This window comes from Streptomyces sp. NPDC093109 (assembly GCF_040701725.1).
Taxonomy (GTDB): domain Bacteria; phylum Actinomycetota; class Actinomycetes; order Streptomycetales; family Streptomycetaceae; genus Streptomyces.
Window position 1 is genome coordinate 64208 of sequence record NZ_JBFBEZ010000005.1, and the last position, 17900, is coordinate 82107.

Annotated in this window: 12 protein-coding genes and 1 tRNA gene; 5 read left to right on the forward strand and 8 right to left on the reverse strand. The window is 71.5% G+C overall.

The window, feature by feature from the left end; genetic code table 11:
• Window positions 1-5: 5 nt before the first annotated feature.
• The 5 genes from ettA to AB0389_RS07360 all read right to left on the reverse strand — a co-directional run bounded on the left by ettA (window position 6) and on the right by AB0389_RS07360 (window position 7836).
• Window positions 6-1670, reverse strand: a complete 1665-nt coding sequence (gene ettA, locus AB0389_RS07340) for an energy-dependent translational throttle protein EttA (protein ID WP_366394348.1) — start codon at window positions 1668-1670, stop codon at window positions 6-8.
• Between the two features lie 207 nt (window positions 1671-1877).
• Entirely contained in the window at window positions 1878-3383 is a 1506-nt protein-coding gene (locus AB0389_RS07345; protein WP_366394349.1) for a thioester domain-containing protein, read from the reverse strand.
• Window positions 3384-3606: 223 nt separating this feature from the next.
• Window positions 3607-4107, reverse strand: a complete 501-nt coding sequence (locus AB0389_RS07350; RefSeq protein WP_366394350.1) for a single-stranded DNA-binding protein — start codon at window positions 4105-4107, stop codon at window positions 3607-3609.
• Between the two features lie 160 nt (window positions 4108-4267).
• Window positions 4268-6079 carry a YfjP family GTPase gene (locus AB0389_RS07355; RefSeq protein ID WP_366394504.1) on the reverse strand — a complete coding sequence of 604 codons (1812 nt, stop codon included), beginning with the start codon at window positions 6077-6079 and terminating at the stop codon, window positions 4268-4270.
• A 116-nt stretch (window positions 6080-6195) separates the two neighbouring features.
• A complete protein-coding gene (locus tag AB0389_RS07360) occupies window positions 6196-7836 on the reverse strand; it encodes a GTPase domain-containing protein (protein WP_366394505.1) in 1641 nt (546 codons plus the stop codon).
• Between the two features lie 319 nt (window positions 7837-8155).
• Here AB0389_RS07360 and AB0389_RS07365 point away from each other — a divergent pair.
• Window positions 8156-8228 (forward strand) — tRNA-Arg (locus AB0389_RS07365).
• Window positions 8229-8355: 127 nt separating this feature from the next.
• On the opposite strand, the gene AB0389_RS07370 is transcribed toward AB0389_RS07365, so the two are convergent.
• Window positions 8356-8919: a hypothetical protein gene (locus AB0389_RS07370; protein WP_366394351.1), complete on the reverse strand. Its 564-nt coding sequence runs from the start codon at window positions 8917-8919 to the stop codon at window positions 8356-8358.
• A 757-nt stretch (window positions 8920-9676) separates the two neighbouring features.
• On the opposite strand from AB0389_RS07370, the gene AB0389_RS07375 reads away from it, so the two are divergent.
• Entirely contained in the window at window positions 9677-11473 is a 1797-nt protein-coding gene (locus AB0389_RS07375) for a helix-turn-helix domain-containing protein (protein WP_366394352.1), read from the forward strand.
• On the opposite strand, the gene AB0389_RS07380 is transcribed toward AB0389_RS07375, so the two are convergent.
• On the reverse strand, window positions 11461-13710 hold the full coding sequence (locus AB0389_RS07380) for a tetratricopeptide repeat protein (RefSeq protein WP_366394353.1): 2250 nt from the start codon (window positions 13708-13710) through the stop codon (window positions 11461-11463). The two genes, AB0389_RS07375 and AB0389_RS07380, sit on opposite strands and share 13 nt — an antisense overlap.
• 32 nt (window positions 13711-13742) lie before the next feature.
• Window positions 13743-14342 (reverse strand): hypothetical protein, encoded by a 600-nt coding sequence (locus tag AB0389_RS07385; RefSeq protein ID WP_366394354.1) that lies wholly within the window; start codon window positions 14340-14342, stop codon window positions 13743-13745.
• A 331-nt stretch (window positions 14343-14673) separates the two neighbouring features.
• Between AB0389_RS07385 and AB0389_RS07390 the strand changes: the two genes are divergently transcribed.
• The 3 genes from AB0389_RS07390 (at window position 14674) to AB0389_RS07400 (ending at window position 17896) form a co-directional block, all read left to right on the forward strand.
• Complete coding sequence (locus AB0389_RS07390; RefSeq protein ID WP_366394355.1) at window positions 14674-15234, forward strand: hypothetical protein; 561 nt, start codon at window positions 14674-14676, stop codon at window positions 15232-15234.
• Window positions 15235-15668: 434 nt separating this feature from the next.
• Window positions 15669-16646 (forward strand): hypothetical protein, encoded by a 978-nt coding sequence (locus tag AB0389_RS07395; protein WP_366394356.1) that lies wholly within the window; start codon window positions 15669-15671, stop codon window positions 16644-16646.
• A gap of 281 nt (window positions 16647-16927) precedes the next feature.
• Entirely contained in the window at window positions 16928-17896 is a 969-nt protein-coding gene (locus AB0389_RS07400; RefSeq protein WP_366394357.1) for a TIM barrel protein, read from the forward strand.
• Window positions 17897-17900: the final 4 nt, after the last annotated feature.

Genomic DNA, 17900 nt, shown 5'->3' on the forward strand with positions numbered 1-17900 from the left:
GCGCCTCAGCCCCGGGTGAGCTTCTTGTAGGTGGCACGGTGCGGACGGGCCGCGTCGGCGCCGAGCCGCTCGATCTTGTTCTTCTCGTAGGACTCGTAGTTGCCCTCGAACCAGAACCACTTGGATTCGCCCTCGTACGCCAGGATGTGCGTGGCGACGCGGTCGAGGAACCACCGGTCGTGGGAGACGACCACGGCCGCGCCCGGGAACTCCAGGAGCGCGTTCTCCAGCGACGACAGGGTCTCGACGTCGAGGTCGTTGGTGGGCTCGTCGAGGAGCAGCAGGTTGCCGCCCTGCTTGAGGGTGAGCGCCAGGTTGAGGCGGTTGCGCTCACCGCCGGAGAGGACGCCGGCCGGCTTCTGCTGGTCCGGGCCCTTGAAGCCGAACGCGGAGACGTAGGCGCGCGAGGGCATCTCGACGTGGCCGACGTTGATGTAGTCCAGCTCGTCGGAGACGACGGCCCACAGCGACTTCTTCGGGTCGATGTTGCCGCGGCCCTGGTCGACGTAGCTGATCTTGACGGTGTCGCCGACCTTGATGGAGCCGGAGTCCGGCTCCTCGAAGCCCTGGATCATCTTGAACAGCGTGGTCTTGCCGGCGCCGTTCGGGCCGATGACCCCGACGATGCCGTTGCGCGGGAGGGAGAACGACAGGTCGTCGATGAGGACCTTCTCGCCGAACGCCTTGGAGAGGTGCTCCACCTCGACCACGATGCTGCCGAGCCGGGGACCCGGCGGGATCTGGATCTCCTCGAAGTCCAGCTTCCGCATCTTGTCGGCCTCGGCGGCCATCTCCTCGTAACGGGCGAGCCTGGCCTTGGACTTGGCCTGGCGCCCCTTCGCGTTGGAGCGGACCCACTCCAGCTCGTCCTTGAGCCGCTTGGCGCGCTTGGCGTCCTTCTGGCCCTCGACCTTGAGGCGGGCCTGCTTGGTCTCCAGGTACTTGGAGTAGTTGCCCTCGTAGCCGTGCAGACGGCCGCGGTCGACCTCGCAGATCCACCCGGCGACGTTGTCGAGGAAGTACCGGTCGTGGGTGACGGCGACGATGGTGCCGGGGTACTTGGCGAGGTGCTGCTCCAGCCACTGCACGGACTCGGCGTCCAGGTGGTTGGTGGGCTCGTCGAGGAGCAGCAGGTCGGGGGCTTCGAGGAGCAGCTTGCAGAGCGCGACGCGGCGGCGCTCACCACCGGACAGGTTGGTGACGGGCCAGTCGCCGGGCGGGCAGCCGAGCGCGTCCATGGCCTGCTCGAGCTGGGTGTCGAGGTCCCACGCGTTGGCGTGGTCCAGCTCCTCCTGGAGCTTGCCCATCTCGTCCAGCAGCGCGTCGGAGTAGTCGGTCGCCATCAGCTCGGCCACTTCGTTGAAGCGGTGGAGCTTGCCCATGATCTCGGCGGCGCCGTCCTGGACGTTCTGCAGCACGGTCTTGGACTCGTCGAGCTCCGGCTCCTGGAGGAGCATGCCGACGGTGTAGCCCGGGGACAGGAACGCCTCACCGTTGGACGGCTGCTCCAGACCGGCCATGATCTTCAGGATGGTGGACTTTCCCGCGCCGTTGGGTCCCACCACACCGATCTTCGCGCCCGGCAAGAAGCTCTGCGTCACGTCATCGAGGATGACCTTGTCGCCGTGCGCCTTACGCGTCTTGCGCATCGTGTAGATGTACTCAGCCAAGAGAAACCGTCCGGCAATCGAGAAGGGCCAATGTGCGGCTCCGCCGCGTGAGGGCAGATACACCCCATCCTGCCTGACGTCCACCCCCCAATGGAAACCAGATACGGCACCCCCGGCCGCCGCCGGTCCGGCGTGGGAACGGCACGGCCCCCGGCGCGCTGTCGCGTCCGGGGGCCCCGCCTGCATCGCGTCGCTCAGTGCGATGGATCACTCACTCTCGGGCGTTGTTCCGGTCGACGCCTTCTTCTTGCGGAGGAGGAAGACCGCGCCGCCGCCGAGGACGACGAGGGCGATCGCGACGCCCGCGATGACCGGGGTGGCGCCGGAGGAGCCGGTCTCGGCGAGGTCGCCGGTGAGACCGCCGCCGGTGCTGCCCGCGCCCGTGACGATGCCGGTGCCCGTGCCGGCCGTGCCCGCCGTGCCGCCCTCGGCGGAGCCGCCGATGGAGGCCGGGAGGGGCTGTGAGGACGCCTGCTTGGTCTCGGGCTCGTTCGCGGGCTCAGGGGCGCCGGTGGTCAGGCAGTCCAGCACGCCCGTGAAGGTACGGGAGAAGCCGCCGGAGCCGGTGACGGTGAGGGCGTACGCCTCGTCCTCGACGACCGGGACCGTGACGGTGGTGGTCCCGCCCGGCGCGACGGTGTATTCGGCGCCCGCGAGTTCGAAGGTGAACGGCTCGTCGCCCTGGTTGGCCGCCGTGACGTCGACACCGCCCTCGGCGCAGTTCCGCTCGGCGGTGACGGCGGGTATCGCGCCTTCCTTGGCCCAGTTGGCGGTCGCCGTCGCGGAGACGGTCGAGTCGCTGGAGCCGGCCAGGATCTGTGTCTGGCTCTTGGTCACGCCGGCGAAGGCGCGGCCGACGGGCACCGAGGTGGTCGCCTCCACACCGAGCGCGGCGCTGCCGTCCGCGCTGTCTTCCGGCACGTCGAAGTACAGCTCCGTGCCGTTGACGGCGGTGGTGACCGGGTTGCCGTCCTTGTCGGTGATCCTGATGCCGCTGGCGGCGGCGTCGGCGGGCGGCGTCACCGTGACGCCCGTGGCGTCCGTACGGACCGTGACGGGTCCGAGCGGCTCGCCGGCCCTGCCGGAGACCGCGCTGGGCTCCAGCGTGAGCGACGCCCTGGGCTCGGCGGAGTCCTTGGCGCTCTTCTCCAGCCAGTCGGCGAGCTTCTCGGCCGCCGCGTCACCCGCGTCGACGTCCGCGCCGTCCGAGTACCGCCAGATGGCCACCTGGGTGCCGGCCGCGGCCGTCCTGTCGGTGAGCGGCCCGCTGCCCGCGCTCTTGGCCAGCGCCGCGAGGTCGTCGATCTGCGGGTAGGAGTGCTCCAGGATCCAGCGGATCTTCCCGGCGTTCTTGTTGGCACCCAGCGAGGTCTGGTCCCAGGGGGTCTCCAGGTACTTGGCCTGGTCCTGGGTCGGGTTGTGGATGTCGATGCAGTACGTCTTGAGTCTGCCGCCGCCGTCGACGGTCATCTCGAACAGCCCCGCGGGCAGCCGCTGGTCCTCGCCGTTCACGTGCAGGACCGCGGTGTCGTAGGTCTTCAGTCCGTCCAGGGTCGCGGCGGCGCCCCCCTGATGCCCCGGAGCCTCGTCGGCCGTGGCGGAGCCGGCGCCGGCCAGCGAGAGCGTCGCGACCAGACCCGGGACAAGAACCGCGGCAGCGAGTCGGGCGGCGCCCCGCCTCCGTACGGATGACGCGGGTATCGAAGAAAACAAAGAATTCCCCTTCGGGCGAGGTCGCTCGCGTGCGACGCGTGGGGGGTGTGCCTCGCCTGCAGACTCAAGTGCCCCGTGAGTACTCGCGAATCCTATGGACGGAAAGAAGCGCGGATCGCCGACCGTATGCCTTGACAACCGTTCCGAATCGGAATCGTTATCGATCACCCCGCACATCCATGCAGGCGGCCCACGAAAATCGACAAGTCTCCACAACTCCCGCTCAGGGAACGGCTGTCGGGGCCGCGTCACGGGGTGTTCCGGGTGCCTCACCGAGGGTCTCGCCCCCGGAGATCACCACCGCCGCCCGCACCTCCTTCTGGCCCTGCGTCGGCCTGCCGTGACCCTGCGTCAGAGGCGGGACTCTCCAGGTCATCCGTCTGAACGCGGCCGTCCCCCGGGTCAGATCGTGTCCGGCCGCCACCGCGTCGATCTCCGCCGAGGTCCACCGCCGGCCGTCCTTCTCCTCCTCCCTGACCCGCAGCCGCCCCCGCACCACCAGCGGCTCGCCGACCGCGACCGAGGCCGCCAGATTCGCCCCCAGCGTCCGCCGCGCCCACACCGTGTAGAAGCTCGTCGGCCCGTCGATCCAGCCGCCGCCGCGCCGGTCCCAGCGACGTGCCGGCACCGCGAATCGGAAACGCGCCACTCCGCCCGCGGCCGACTGCCGGAATTCCACCCCTGTAGCGACATTCCCCACCACCGTCACCATGGTGTCGTTCATTTCCATGCCTCCCGTCCGGCCGCATTGGCCGATCCCCGACCATGCTGGCCCGGACGGAAAGAATGTGCCGACGCCTGTGGATTTCCCGTCGGTTGTGAATATCCCGCTCACCCGATCGCGTCACCCGATCCCGCTCATCCGATCGCGTCACCCGATCGCGTCACCCGATCGCGCGGGACACCGTCGCGTACTGCTCGCGCACCTCCCGGTAGCGCATCAGCTCCGCCGAGATCGGGTCCAGCACGCGCGCCCGTCCGCAGCCCGCCGCCGCCTCGCGCAGCCGGCGCTCGGCGTCCTGCCCGTACCGCCGCGCGGGCCCCCGGGCGGCGGCCCCGCAGGCCCACTCCACGAAAGGACCGCCCACGATCCCCGCCACCATCACCAGCACCGGCGGCAGCAGCAGCGGCTCCAGTACGCCCACGATCTGGCCCACCAGCCACAGCGCGCCGAAGATCTGGAGGAGCGTCATGGACGCCTGCGCCAGTACGGCGGCGGGCCACCAGGCCGGGCGCGGCGGCCGGCCGCTGGGCGCCGCAGCCACCGCCAGTTCGTCGAGCGCCTCGGGCAGCCCCTCCGCGCCCTTCACGGCGGCCTCGCGCACGGAGTGCGCCCACGGCGCGGGCAGCCCGGCGGACGCCTCCTCCACCACCGTCCGTACGGCCTGCTCGACGCGCTGGCGCGCCGTCAGCTCCTCCTCGACGACGGCCGGGAGCCGCGGGGGCTCGCAGCCGGGGACGCGCTTGCTCTCGTACCAGCGCCACAGCCGCAGCCACGGCGTCCCGCACGCGCGCCCGGCGTTCCTGCGCCACTCGCGCTCCGCCGCCTCACCGGCGGCGACCGCGCCGACCGCCCAGGCCAGCCGGTCGGCGAACCGTTCCCGCGCGCGTTCGCCGAGTCCCGCTCGCCCCTCGGCGACGTACGCGGACCGCAGCCGGTGCGCCGCCGCGTCCACGTCGGCCGAGAGGCGCCGTGCCGCCGCGTCGCGCCCCTGGACGAAGCGGCCGAGCAGCTCGCGCAGTTCGCCCACGCCCTGGCCGGTGAGCGCGGAGATCCCGAGGACCGTGGCGCCGGGCTCGCCGTGTTCGCCGAGGGCCATCCCGTCGTCGTCCAGCAGCCGGCGCAGATCGTCCAGCACCAGGTCGGCGGCGTCGCCGGGCAGCCGGTCGATCTGGTTGAGGACGACGAACGTGACCTCCGCGTGGCCGGCGAGCGGGCGCAGATAGCGCTCGTGCAGCGCGGCGTCCGCGTACTTCTCGGGGTCGACGACCCAGATGACGGCGTCCACGAGCGCGAGCACCCGGTCCACCTGTTCGCGGTGGCGGACGACGGCCGAATCGTGGTCGGGGAGGTCCACCAGGACGAGCCCCGCCAGCTCCTCGTCACCGTCGCCGCCGGCCAGCGGCCTGCGCCGCAGCCGCCCGGGGATCGCGAGCCGGTCGAGCAGCCCGGCCGCGCCGTCCGACCACATACAGGCGATGGGGGCGGAGGTGGTGGGCCTGCGCAGGCCCGTCTCCGAGATCGGCACCTCGGCGAGGGCGTTGAACAGCGCCGATTTGCCGCTGCCCGTCGCGCCCGCGATGGCGACGACGGTGTGGCGCGCGGAGAGCCGCTGCCGGGCGGACGCCTCGTCCAGCACCCGTCCCGCCTCGGCGAGTACGGCGCCCTCGACCCGGGTACGGGAGAGCCCCACCAGCTCGCCGAGCGCGTCGAGCCGGATCCGCAGCCTGCCCCCGTACGCGCCGCCGATGGGCGTGTGCGCGCCGCTCTCCTCGTCGGGGACCTCCGGGGCCGCCGGGGCGGTCGGCGTCCCCAGGGCCTCCAGAGCGGCCAGGGTCTCCAGAGCGGCCTTCTCCGCGGCCTTGTCGGTGGCTTTCCCGGTGGACCTTTCGGTGGCGCGGCGGGCGATGAAGCCGTCGTCCCAGCCGTCGCCGGACCGCTTGGCCCCGACCACCACGTCAGCCACGTCAGCCATGTCAGCCGCTTCGGTCTCGTTGACCACTTTGATCTCGTTGACCTCTTCGGACACTTCGACCACTCCGGCCACTCCGGCCGCCTCAGCAGCCCCAGTCGGCGATTCAGCCATCTCGGTCACCTCTCCTTCTGCAGCAGGGACAGGGCCGCGATCAACTCGGCCTGCGGTTCCGGGCTCACCTCGAGAGCGTCCAGAGGAGCCAGGCGCCGGTCGCGCTCCCCGTGCAGGACGCGGTCGATGTACGTCGTCACCAGCTCGCCGCCCCGGTCGCGCAGCCGCAGCGCGCTCTGCGCCCCGACCCGCTCCGCGAGCCGCTCGCCCGCCGCCCGCGCGCGCCGCCCGCCGAGCAGGGCGGCGGCCAGCAGCGCGGCCACGGTCTCGGCGTCGGGCGCCGCGCCGCGTTCGAGCTGCCGTACCTCCTCCTCGGCCAGCTCCTCCAGGACGCGGCGCCAGCGGCGTACGGCCATCCCGACCCGTTCCGCCGCCTCCCCGTCCTGAGCCGGTACGGGCAGCGCCCCGGCGGCCGGTTCGCGCCGCCACGCCTCCTCGACCCGCTCGTCGGCGGCGGCCACCGCGCACTGGAGCAGCGCGCCGAGGCTCTCCACCAGCGAGTCGAGCAGCTCGCGCGCCGAGCTGTCCCGGGGATGGCCGCGCCACCGGGTCCGCGCGTCCCCGGCGAGTACCGCGCCGCGCCGGAGCTGACCGCGTACCCGCTCGCCCTCGGCCGTGTACGCGTCCTCCACCGCTCCCGTCAGCCGTACGGCGGCGGCGTACTGCGCGGCGACCGCGCCGGCCAGCTCCGGCATCCGTACGTTCAGCGAGTCGACCACCCCCGCCGCCGTACGCACCAGGGCCTGCTGACGGGCCGCCGGATCCCGCACCCGGTGGGCGAGCCAGGCGAGCAGCGGCGCGATGGCGGTGGTGGGCAGCAGCCCGCGCCCGGCGCCCGCCGATTCGGGCAGTTCCGGGATGGTGAACCGGGGTACGTCGCCGAGTCCGGCCCGGGTCAGCAGCGCCGCGTACTGCCGTGAGACCTCGTCGAGCACCTGGTGGGGCACCCGATCGAGGACGGTCACCAGGGACGCGTCGTACTCCTTGGCGGTACGGAGCAGATGCCACGGCACGGCGTCCGCGTACCGCGAGGCGGTCGTGACCATCACCCACACGTCCGCGGCGCAGATCAACTCGGCGGCGAGCAGCCGGTTGTCCACCACGAGCGAGTCGATGTCGGGCGCGTCGAGCAGTGCGAGCCCCCGGGGCAGGGTCGCGGCGGTCTCGATCCGGAGGGTGTTCCGCTCCGGCGGCGTCCCGTCTCCGCCCGCCCCGTCGTGGCCCTCCCTGTCGTCGCCCGTCCCGTCGCCGCCCGTGCCGCGGTCGTCCTCCTGGTGCGGCAGCCAGACGCGGGTGAGGTCCGGCAGGACGCGCATCCCGGCGAACCAGTGGTGGTCGTCGGGATGGCAGACCAGCACCGGGGTGCGGGTGGTGGGGCGCAGCACGCCCGCCTCACTGACCCGCCGTCCCACAAGGGAGTTGACCAGCGTGGACTTCCCGGCCCCGGTGGACCCGCCCACCACGACGAGCAGCGGAGCCTCGGGGTCGCGGAGCCGGGGCAGCAGATAGTCGTCCAGCTGCGCCAGCAGTTCGGCCCGGGTCTGCCGGGCCCGCGGCGCACCCGCGAGCGGCAGGGGAAGACGCACGGCGGCGACACGGTCGCGCAGTGCGGAGAGTGCGTCGATCAGCTGGGGCCGTACATCCAAGGTCACCACATGCGAAGAATGCCCAATTTTGGCGCCTTTTTGAAGCGTATAGCCCTCTCTGCGCGCCGGTCACGCTTCGGGACAGACGGGACGAGTGGGGCGCAGGCATAACGAGTGCACAACACCCGGGGCGCGCGAGGCGAAAAGCGATGCGTAATCCGCACCTACCTGCGACTATCGGTTCGCTTCACTGAACCTCCACAACGTGCCACGCACGCGAAGCAGCCGGGGCAGGGTGATCGGAGCCCTATCCTTGACCCGGCAAAGGTCACGGAGCCCAGCGTCGCGCTCCGCGCCACCGAGGTCGCCACACACACCGGCCCCCGTAGCTCAGTGGATAGAGCAGGTGCCTTCTAAGCACTTGGCCGCAGGTTCGAGTCCTGCCGGGGGCGCTTTTCTACGCGCGTGCACGGCCCTCCCGAAGGGAGGGCCACTGTCACAGCTCACGGACCTTAGCGCGGTCGACGTAGCGACGGCATAAGCATCGGCCCCGGCTCAAGACCGACCGGATCGGACCGGTCATTCCGCGGCCGGCCCGCCCCACACCCGTACGACAACATGCTCGGTGAAGGCGTGTACGAGCCGGTGCGCGGACGCGCCCATGGGCCGCGCGTGCTCGGCGGTGAGGTACGACTCGGCGTCCCGCCGGCTGCGGCGGGGTGTGCCGCACAGCTGCCAGTGCCGCCCGTTCCACATCTCCGGAATCCAGCGCTCCTGCGGCCCCGGGCGCTCGTCCCTGATGCCGTAACTGGACCGGACGCGCGACGGCGGCCCGTCCCCGGCCCGTACGGGCGCGGGCGCGCCCCCCTGCCCGAACCGGCCGTACCGCGCGGAGCGGCGCCGGGTCTCGCAGAGCAGGCACAGGTCCGGCGCGCTCTCGTCGACCGGACCCGCGGGGTGCTCCGGGCAGCGCGTGGTGGGCTTGACGGTGGTCACGGACGCGTCGAGCAGGGCCAGCGCGCGCTTGATGTCCGCGCGGATCTCGTGCAGTTGCCCCTCGGTCGTCTCCGCCGTGAGCCGGTCGCCGTGCTCACCGACGAGCCGCATGGCCCGGCCCAGCGTGATGGACTCGGCGTGGTTCATGAACAGTTCCCCTCTCCGCCGCCTCGCGGCCCCCTGAGTGCAGAAGGTAACGATTCCGCCACTCCCCCCGCCGGGCCGCCAGGACCCGGCCGGATCGAATCGCGGCGGGAAAGGCCGTGGCGCCGGGAACTGCCGCAGATAAATCGCAGATTTGATCGAAGAATTATCGATCGCGCTCGACTTTGACCGAAGAGACCCCATGAACGCACGGAAAACCACAGCCCGGTGACCAGGGACCGCTGTGGCAGGTGGCAGAAGGGGCGCGGCGTACCCGAGTTCGATAGGTACGCTGGAGCCGCCTCCCCGGTCGATCACTACTGATCAAACACCGGACCGACCAGGGGAGGAGGTGGGAATGAGACCGTCCTCAACGGACCCACGAGAGAGGGAGGTCGGCGATCACAAGCCCAAGGAGTTGCCCCTCCGAACGGCTTGACGCCAACCAGCTTCCCCGTGGATCGCGGCAAAACGATCGCTTTCCATTGGTCCGCATCCCCTGTTGTCTTGTTCGGGCACAGGGATGCGGGCCCACCGACACAGGAGTGGGCGCCGGGCTGGCAATTGAATATTTGCGAGCAGGGCGTTCGCTTCCCGTGTGACAAGTAATGTGCCGCCCTCGACCGGCTGCCAAACGTGCGATCCTGCCTCTAAACCGGAGAATCCGCCGATCGCAGCATCGCCCCAGGGAAACTGCACCCCCACTCTCGTTCACGGAGTGCCCCTAAAATTCGCGGCGAGCGTGCTTGGGGAGGTTGTGATGGCAAGAGGGCTGGCCGTCATGTTCGACGGCGGGAAGCTGCGCGCGGCCCGGATCCGTGCGGACGGGGGCAGCGGGCTCACCACGGCCCAACTCGCGCGGCTGGTGGGGACGACGAGCGCGCAGATCGACGCCTACGAGCAGGGCCGGGGCCGTCCGGACCCGGAGCGCATCAGCGCGCTGGCCCACGCGCTGGGGATCGCCCCGCTGGAGCTGTCGGACCTCAGCAGCAAGAACGTCTGGACGCTCGCCGAACTGCGCAGGGCGAAGGGGCTGCGCGCCAGCGATCTCAGCACCCGGCTCGGCATGTCCCCCCGCAGCTACCGGCGGCTGGAGACCGAAGGGATCGTCCCCGCCAAGCACTTCGGACTGCCGGTCCGGGTCGCGGCCGTACTCGGCATCTCCGTCGCCGAGCTGGAGCGGCATCTGAGCAGGGCCCCCGGTCTGCACGCCCGGCTGCACCGCGCCCGGGAGCCCTTCCTGCGCCTGATCGACGACTACGTACGGCCGGGCTGCCTCGACCTGCCGGGCCAGGACGACTTCGAAGTACGGCAACTCGCCGCCGCGCACCACCGACCGGCCGGGACCGTCGCACGCGTCGTCGGCCACGAACTCGTCCGGATCAGAGGGATGCGCCGCCGGCTGGCCGGCTTCAACGCGAGCGCCGACTTCGGCGCCTCCTTCGGCGAACAGGCCATCGGATTCACCGCGGCGCAGGAGGAGGCCCAGCGGATCGAACGGCGCGTCACGGCGCTGCCCCAGCGCATGGACGCCTTCTTCCGCTGCATGCTGCCCAGAGAGCTCTGGCGGGTACTGGCCCTGCTGCACGCCCTGCGTTCGGCGGAGCTGTGGCTGCCCGCGGAACAGCTCCAGTCGACGGCGGAACAGTTACGCGCCATGCCGGCCCATCTGGTGACGGTGCGCCGGGCCCCGGACGGCGGAGAGGTGCCTCAGTTCCGCATCTCCGAGGAGGGCGCCAAGCACTGTGCCACGTACCGTCCCTGGTACGACGCGTGTTATCCGGAGGTCAAGTCCTTCCTCCAGGTGCGGGAGACGAAACTCGCCGGCCATATGCGCGGCTCCGATCTGGAAAAGCTGTTCGCGGAGACCGACACCCTGCTGTTCAGTTTCGACGGACTGCTCTGCCGGGTCTTCGCACAGAACCTTGAGACCGTCTCCCAACTGCTCATCCAGGCCGCCCTGTCCCAGCATCTGCCGCTCGCGTACCAGACGCCCTCCGACCCCGTGGGAATGCTGCGCAGCCTCGGCCGCCAGGGAACCTCCGCCCAGATCCGCCATCTCGACCGGGTACTCACCGGCTATGAGACGGAGGCGGCGCGAAACGCGGCTCCGCTGCCCGGTATCAGCCAGCTGCTGCACACACTCACGGAGGGCAGCTGGCGGCTGGCGGTGGTCACCGACCACGCCTCGGCCGCCGTCGAAGCGTTCCTGGAGCGGCTCGACCCGCGGATCAACGCGCGTATCGCGGTCTTCGGCCGGCCCGGCGATCCACGGCTGATGAAGCCCCATCCGCACGGGCTCACCCTGGCCGCCGGATCGCTGCGCAGCCCCCGGTCCAGGGCCGTGCTCTTCGGCGAGTCGGTCGCGGACGCGCTGGCCGCGCAGTCCGCCGGCATCCCGTTCGTCGGGGTGGCTCCCACCTCGCGCAAGGCCCGGATACTGCGGGAGGCCGGGGCCACCCATACGGTCAGGACCGTACGCGCCCTCTCCGCGGCCGTCCGGAACAGGACGGGGCCGCGGACGGCCCCCACCGCTCCGGCCGATCAGACCTGGTGACCCTCCTCGCGGCTCCAGCGCTCCAGGGTTCTGACATGGCTCAGGCTCTCCGGATGCCCGGCGCCGAGCAGTTGGTGGCTGCGGTCCCGCGCGTCCCGCATCAGGCTCACGGCCTCGTCCACCCGGTCCAGCGCGTACAGCACCAGCGCCAGCAGATGGGCCGTGCCGAGCGTCAGCGGATGGCTCGCGCCGTACAGGGCGCGCCGGGCTTCCAGTACGTCCTGGCACTCCGGGAGCGCCTCGGCCATGCGCCCCAGCTCGTACAGGACGCAGGCATGGTTCTGGCGCGCCTGGACGGTCTTGGGATCGGCCTCGCCCAGCAGCCGCAGGTTGATCGCCGTCAGCGCCTCGTACTCCTGGCGGGCCCGGTCCAGTTCACCGCGCTCCTGAAGGACCCTGGCCAGTACGTGCCGGGTCGCGAGCGCCCCCGGATCCTCCTCGGCGCCGGCGCCGTGCGCCTCGTACACCGCGCTCAGGTGTTCCTGCGCCTCGGCCGTCCGGCCCTCGTCGAGGAGGAGCCGGCCCAGCTCGTGGCGGGCGGTGAGCGTGTGGGGGTGGGTCTCGCCCCGGACTCCGCGCCAGAACTCCCACACGCGCCGGTAGAGGTCCTCCGCACCGCTCCAGTCACCGATGTCGTGGAGCGCGGTGGCGAGGTTGTGCATGGTGGAGATGGTCTCCGGATGGTCGGTGCCCAGCAGCTCCACCCGGACGGCCAGCACCCGTTCGAACTCCCGCCGGGCCTGGCCGAAGAGCCCCTGCGACTGGAGGTAGCGCGCGGCCAGCTCCGCCGCGTTCGCGCAGACCGTCTGCTGCCCCTCGTCCAGCTCCAGCCCGCCCGCTCCTGCGTGCCGCAGCAGATCGAGCGCGTGCGGGGCCAGCGCCCGCCAGGTGGGCCACGACCGCGGGTCCTCGGGCGGTACGCGCACTTCGTCGAGGTGCAGAGCCTGTTCCATCAGGACCACGGCCGTGCCGTCCTCGGTCCCGGCCCTGGCGATGTCCCGGATGAGCGGATGCAGTCTCACGCAAGGCAGCCCTTCACACGCGACGGATTCTTCAGGAACGTTCACCAGTCCCAACGCGATCAGCTCGCCGAGGGTGCGCCATAACGTCGTACCGTCCAGGCCGGCGAACGCCGGAACGGTCGTGGACAGTGCGGAGGGCCGTAGCACGAGTGTGTACGGAATCGGCGCGTCGGCAAAGGTCGCCAGCGTGTTCAGTACCCGGCCGGCGTACACCAGGCCGATGTGGTGCAGCAGGTTCACCGACATCCGCCAGGCTCCGGCGGCGGCCCGCGCGGGGTTGATGCCGGCGCCGTCGCCGTCGAGGGCGCGGCGGTACGAGGCGAAGTCCGCCGGTGTGTTCGCGTCCCTGAACACCGCCGGCATGCCGTTCACCTCGGCGAGATAGGAGCCCGCGACGGTCAGCGCCAGCGGCAGCCCGCCCAGCCGCCCGGCCAGCGCGCGGGCCTCGGCCGGGGAGCCCGCGCGGTCGCCCGTGCGGTCCAGCAGAATCCGTGCGGCGTGGTCGGGCGCGACCGGTCCCACCGCGTGCAGCACGGCGGAGGGGCCCCAGAGCCGCGCCATGCCGTGCCGGGTGGTCACCACCACCAGTCCGCGGGGGCAGGTGTGCGGGCGGAGCCACCCCGTACCGGCCACGAGCCGTCCGGGGCCGTCCAGCAGCGACAGGTCCTCGGCGTTGTCGACGACGAGCAGCCAGTCGTGCGGGGCCCGGTCGAGGCGTTCCCACAGGGCGTCGACGGCGACCGGGTCCCGTACCTCGTCCGTCCCCAGCCCCATGTGCCGGGCCACGGCCCGCATTCCGGCGGTGAGCGTGTCGGCGTGCCGGGCGTCGACCCACCAGACGCGGCGCGGGGACTTCCCGTCGGCCGGGGACTGCCCGCCTGCCGAGGAATCCCCGGCCGCCGGGGAATCCCCACCCACCGGGGACTCCCCGGCCGCGCGCGACTTCAGCCGGCTGACGAGTTCCAGTGCGATCGCGGTCTTTCCGCAGCCGCTCATGCCGTGCAGCACATGCAGCAGGCCGTCACCGCGCCCCAGGCACAGCGGCAGCAGGGTCTCGATCAGCTCGTCCCGTCCGCGCAGGGGCCGCGACGGATCGCGCTCGCCCAGCGGCGGCACCAGGGTGACCGGCGGATCGTCGCCGCGCTCCGCCGCCGCCAGGACCAGTTGGGCGATGTCCACCCGGCCCGCCGCCATCGCGCCGTGCTGCGCGACCACGGTCAGCCGGCCGCCCGGCGGCCTCGGGGGGACTACGTCCGCCGCCGTCCCTCCGGAAAAGGGGCCGCCAGATGGACACCCCCTTCCACCCGTACGACACCTCCGGCCACGGATCCGTCCTCCGCCGTCACCGACACGTCCCCGCCCGCCGCGAGACCGCCGGCCCCGGCCGTCGTCCGCCCCGGCCCGGCGGGGGCGGCCGGCCGTACGAGACCGACCACCGCCTGAAGCTCCGCCGCGGCGCGGCGCCGGTCGTCCTGCGCGAGCGCCTCCAGCAGGAGTTCCAGGCGCGCCTGCCACACGCCTTCCCAGCGCACCCGCCGGTGTTCGGCATCGGCCTCCGCGTCCACGTCCGCGTCCGCCTCGGCCTCCGGCCCGGCGCTCGCGGTCAGGTCGGCGGAGGTCTGGTCGAGCCGGGTCAGCTCCGCCCGCTGCCGTTCGGCATCGCCGCGCCCGACCAGGCGCGCGATCCGCTCCCGTACGACCGTCCACGCGTCCGTACCGGCTGCCTGGACAATCGCCCCGCCCCCGGCCGCCGCTAACGCCACCATCGACTCGGCCAGCACATTCGCCCCCGTGAGAAGTGTGTGTACGTGTTCCTCCGCATCATTCCGTACCCCCACGCGCTTCATCCGCGAATGGCGAATTTCCGACCGGAATACGCCACGCGCAAGGGAGTTGTTCGCCCGAGCAACCAGCAGTGCCGTAGGGCCGCCTCGCATGGGCGCAGACACGTACGGGTGGAAACGGGTGGGGTGGCCGGGGCCGGCGGGGTGGCAGGGGAGGGCGGTTCACTCTTTCGTGGCGGCTGAATTCCTCCTTTTTCCGGATGTAACACGTCCGACACGATGGAGATCCGCACCCCGGAACGACCAGCCATTGACCAGTGGCCCGCCGGTGCGGGCAGCGCGAACGGAGCGCTGGGGAAAGAGAAACGGGCAGCAGAGAGCAGGGGGAACAACCATGTCATTCCGCAAACTTCTGGCGGCACTGACCGCGGCCGTGGCGCTCGTCGCGGTTCCGGTCGTCACCACCAGCGCCTCGGCGGCACCCGCGTCGGCGCCCTCGTCGGCCGGGCAGGCCGCGTACGCCGCGCAGGCGGTCGAGGCCGGCCTGACCGGGCAGCAGGCGGCGGGGCTTCAGGCGGACGTCGACGCGGCGCTCGCGCGGCAGGTGGGGGCGCGGCAGGTGTCGGCCAACCGGATCGCGTTCGACGGGGGCAGCGCGACGCTTGCGGCTCCGGGGCAGAGCGGGGCCCGCGACCTCGCGGCGCCGCAGGCGGCGCCGTCCTGTGCCAACGGCTATCTGTGCATCATCGACGGCCGCGGCACCCGGTACGAGTACTACACCTGCGGCTATTACAGCTTCAGCGGCATCGGGGACGGCACGTTCAACAACAACCAGACCAGCGGCACGGTCGCGCGCTTCTACAACTCCGACGGCAGCCAGCGGTGGACGAGCACCGCGAAGGCCACCGGCACGGCGTCGTGGACGCCGGTCTACTACATCCGCCCCTGCGGCTGATCCGGCCGCGTCCACTCGTACCGCCTCGCACCACCGCGCACCATCTCGCCCTTCCACGGCGGTGCCCCCGGCTGCGCGACAGCCGGGGGCACCGCTGTTTCCGTGCGTCCGGACCCCGGCGAACCCGCTTTTAATCCTCGCCGCCCATCTTTTGACGGATCACAAGAAAGTTCCGGAGATTCGTACCGAACCTCTGGACAGCCCCCACGCGGCCCCCTAGTGTCTCGGCCAACCAGGACAGTGTTTCGGCGCGGTAACACCTACAGGCACACACCGGACACCGAGCACGCCGGACACAACAGACACGTCTTTGTACGTCTCCCCCCACGGTCGGGCGGTCTCCACCCCTGCCCGTTCCAGGCGTTGCGCGATTTCATCCGGACCGACGGCCGCGTATCCCACGCGGTCGTGACCGCAGCAGGAAGGGAAGCGTTATGAAGATCCGTACCTTCATCGCCACCACGTCCATGGCGACCCTCGTCGCCTCCGGAGGGCTCGTCGCCCTCGCCGGGTCCGCCCAGGCCGCGCTCTACACCGTCTGCGTGGGTGAGGGCGGTGCCGTCACCGTCAGCGGCGACCTGGTCATCCCGGCCGGGAAGTCCTGCACCCTGACCGGCACCAAGGTCAAGGGCAACGTCACCGTCGAGGCGGGCGCCGACCTCGTCGCCGCCGGCGCCACGTTCAACGGCGCGGTCGAGGTCGCGTCGAACGCCTATCTCGACCTCACCGACACCACCGTCAAGGGCGCGCTCACCGCCAAGTCCGCCTTCGGCGCGCACCTGGAGGACTCCACGGTCAAGGGCGCCGTCCTCACCCAGCAGGGCTTCGTCTACGCGGTCGACTCGGCGCTCGGCAGCTCGGTCAAGGCCGAGGCGGGCGAGCTGTACGTCTCCGGAAGCACCGTCAGCGGGGCGCTCACCGGGGAGAAGACCCAGTACACCGACGTCTACGACACCACCGTCAAGGGCGCGCTCACGGTCAGCGACAGCACCCTCGGCGGTGTGCTGTGCGAGAGCGAGGTGCAGGGGAACACCGTATACAAGAACAACGCGGACACCCTCCAGCTCGGTGGCACCGGCCTGCTCGGCACCTGCCTCGGCGCCACGTACCTCGGCGGCGACCTCACGGTCACCGGCAACACCGCCAACGCCGTACTGGACAACACCATCGTCCGCGGCAACCTCACCGCCACCGGCAACACACCCACGCTGAAGGTCGGCGACCTCGCCCGGGTGCGCGGCACGACGACCAACACGGCCGCGTCCGCCTCCAAGTTCTCCATCGCGGGACAGCCCCGTACCACCAAGACCGCCGCGCGCGACAACGCGGCCAAGCTGACGGCCAAGGCCGACAAGCGCACTGCCGAGGCCCGTGCCGACGCGCGCGCCGCGGGCAAGTCCAAGCTCAACTGAGTCCAGAATCAACCGAGTCCAGGCTCAACCGAGTCCGGGCGCGACGGACAGCACGTTCAGCCGAGTCCCGGCTCTGTCAGTGCTCCTCCCGCACTGATGCCCTTCCGGCACGCCTTGCCCTCTCCCCGCCCCACACCGCCGGGAGAGACGCGCACCCCGTGCCCGCGGCCCTTCGCGCCGTCACACCGGCCCCGCCGCACCGCCTCACCCTCACGCCCGTCTCCGGGCCGCCTCCCCCACCACCCCCGTACTTCCTCGCACCGCATTCCTCAGGAGTGATCGTGGGCCATCTGCACAAGTCCTTCGACCGCAGGGACTTCCTCCGCGCCACCGCCGGCACGACCGTGGCGCTCGCCGCCGCCTCCGTCACCGGAGTCGCCGCCGCCACCTCCGCCTCCGCCGCCACCGGCGTGCCCATCCCCAAGGACCGCCTCGGCATCCAGCTCTACAGCATCCGCGACAAGGTCAGCGCCCTCGGCTTCGGCGTCGTCCTGCCCGAGCTGGCCCGGATCGGCTACCGGGAGATCGAGTTCGCCGGCTACACCCAGAGCACCTCCATCCTGGGCCGGCAGATCACCCTCCCCGAGATCAAGAAGCTCCTCGACGACAACGGGCTGCGCGCCGTCGGCAGCCATGTCGGCATCAACAATCTGCGCACCAACCTCCAGGCGGAGCTGGACGCCGCCCAGATCCTCGGCATGCCGCACGTCGGCACCGCCAACGCGCCGTCCAACGTCAACACGGTCGCGGGCTACCGCGCCGCCGCCGACGAGTTCAACGTCTGGGGCGCGGCGGCCACCGCGCGCGGACTCAAGCTCTACCAGCACAACCACGCGGGCGAGTTCGCGTTCGCCACGGACCAGCCGTCCGTACGGCTCTACGACGTCTTCCTCAAGAACACCGACCCGCGCCACGTCTATCTCGAACTGGACGTGTACTGGGCGTTCGTCGGCAAGCACCTCTACCCCGGCTTCGAACCGGCCACGTACGTACGCAACCAGCCGTACCGCTACCCGCTGTTCCACATGAAGAACGGCGCGAGCAACCCGGCGAACTCGAACGGCTACGACATCGTCGAGTTCGGCGCCGGCAACCTGCCGTACGAGCGGTTCATCCGGGACATCGGCCCGCGCGTGGAGCACATCGGCATCTGGGAGCAGGACACCGCGCCCAACGCGCTGCCCAACCCGCCGGGTTCGCTCGGTGCCGCCGAGCGCAGCTACGGAGCGCTGAAGACCCTGCTGGCCTGACCGC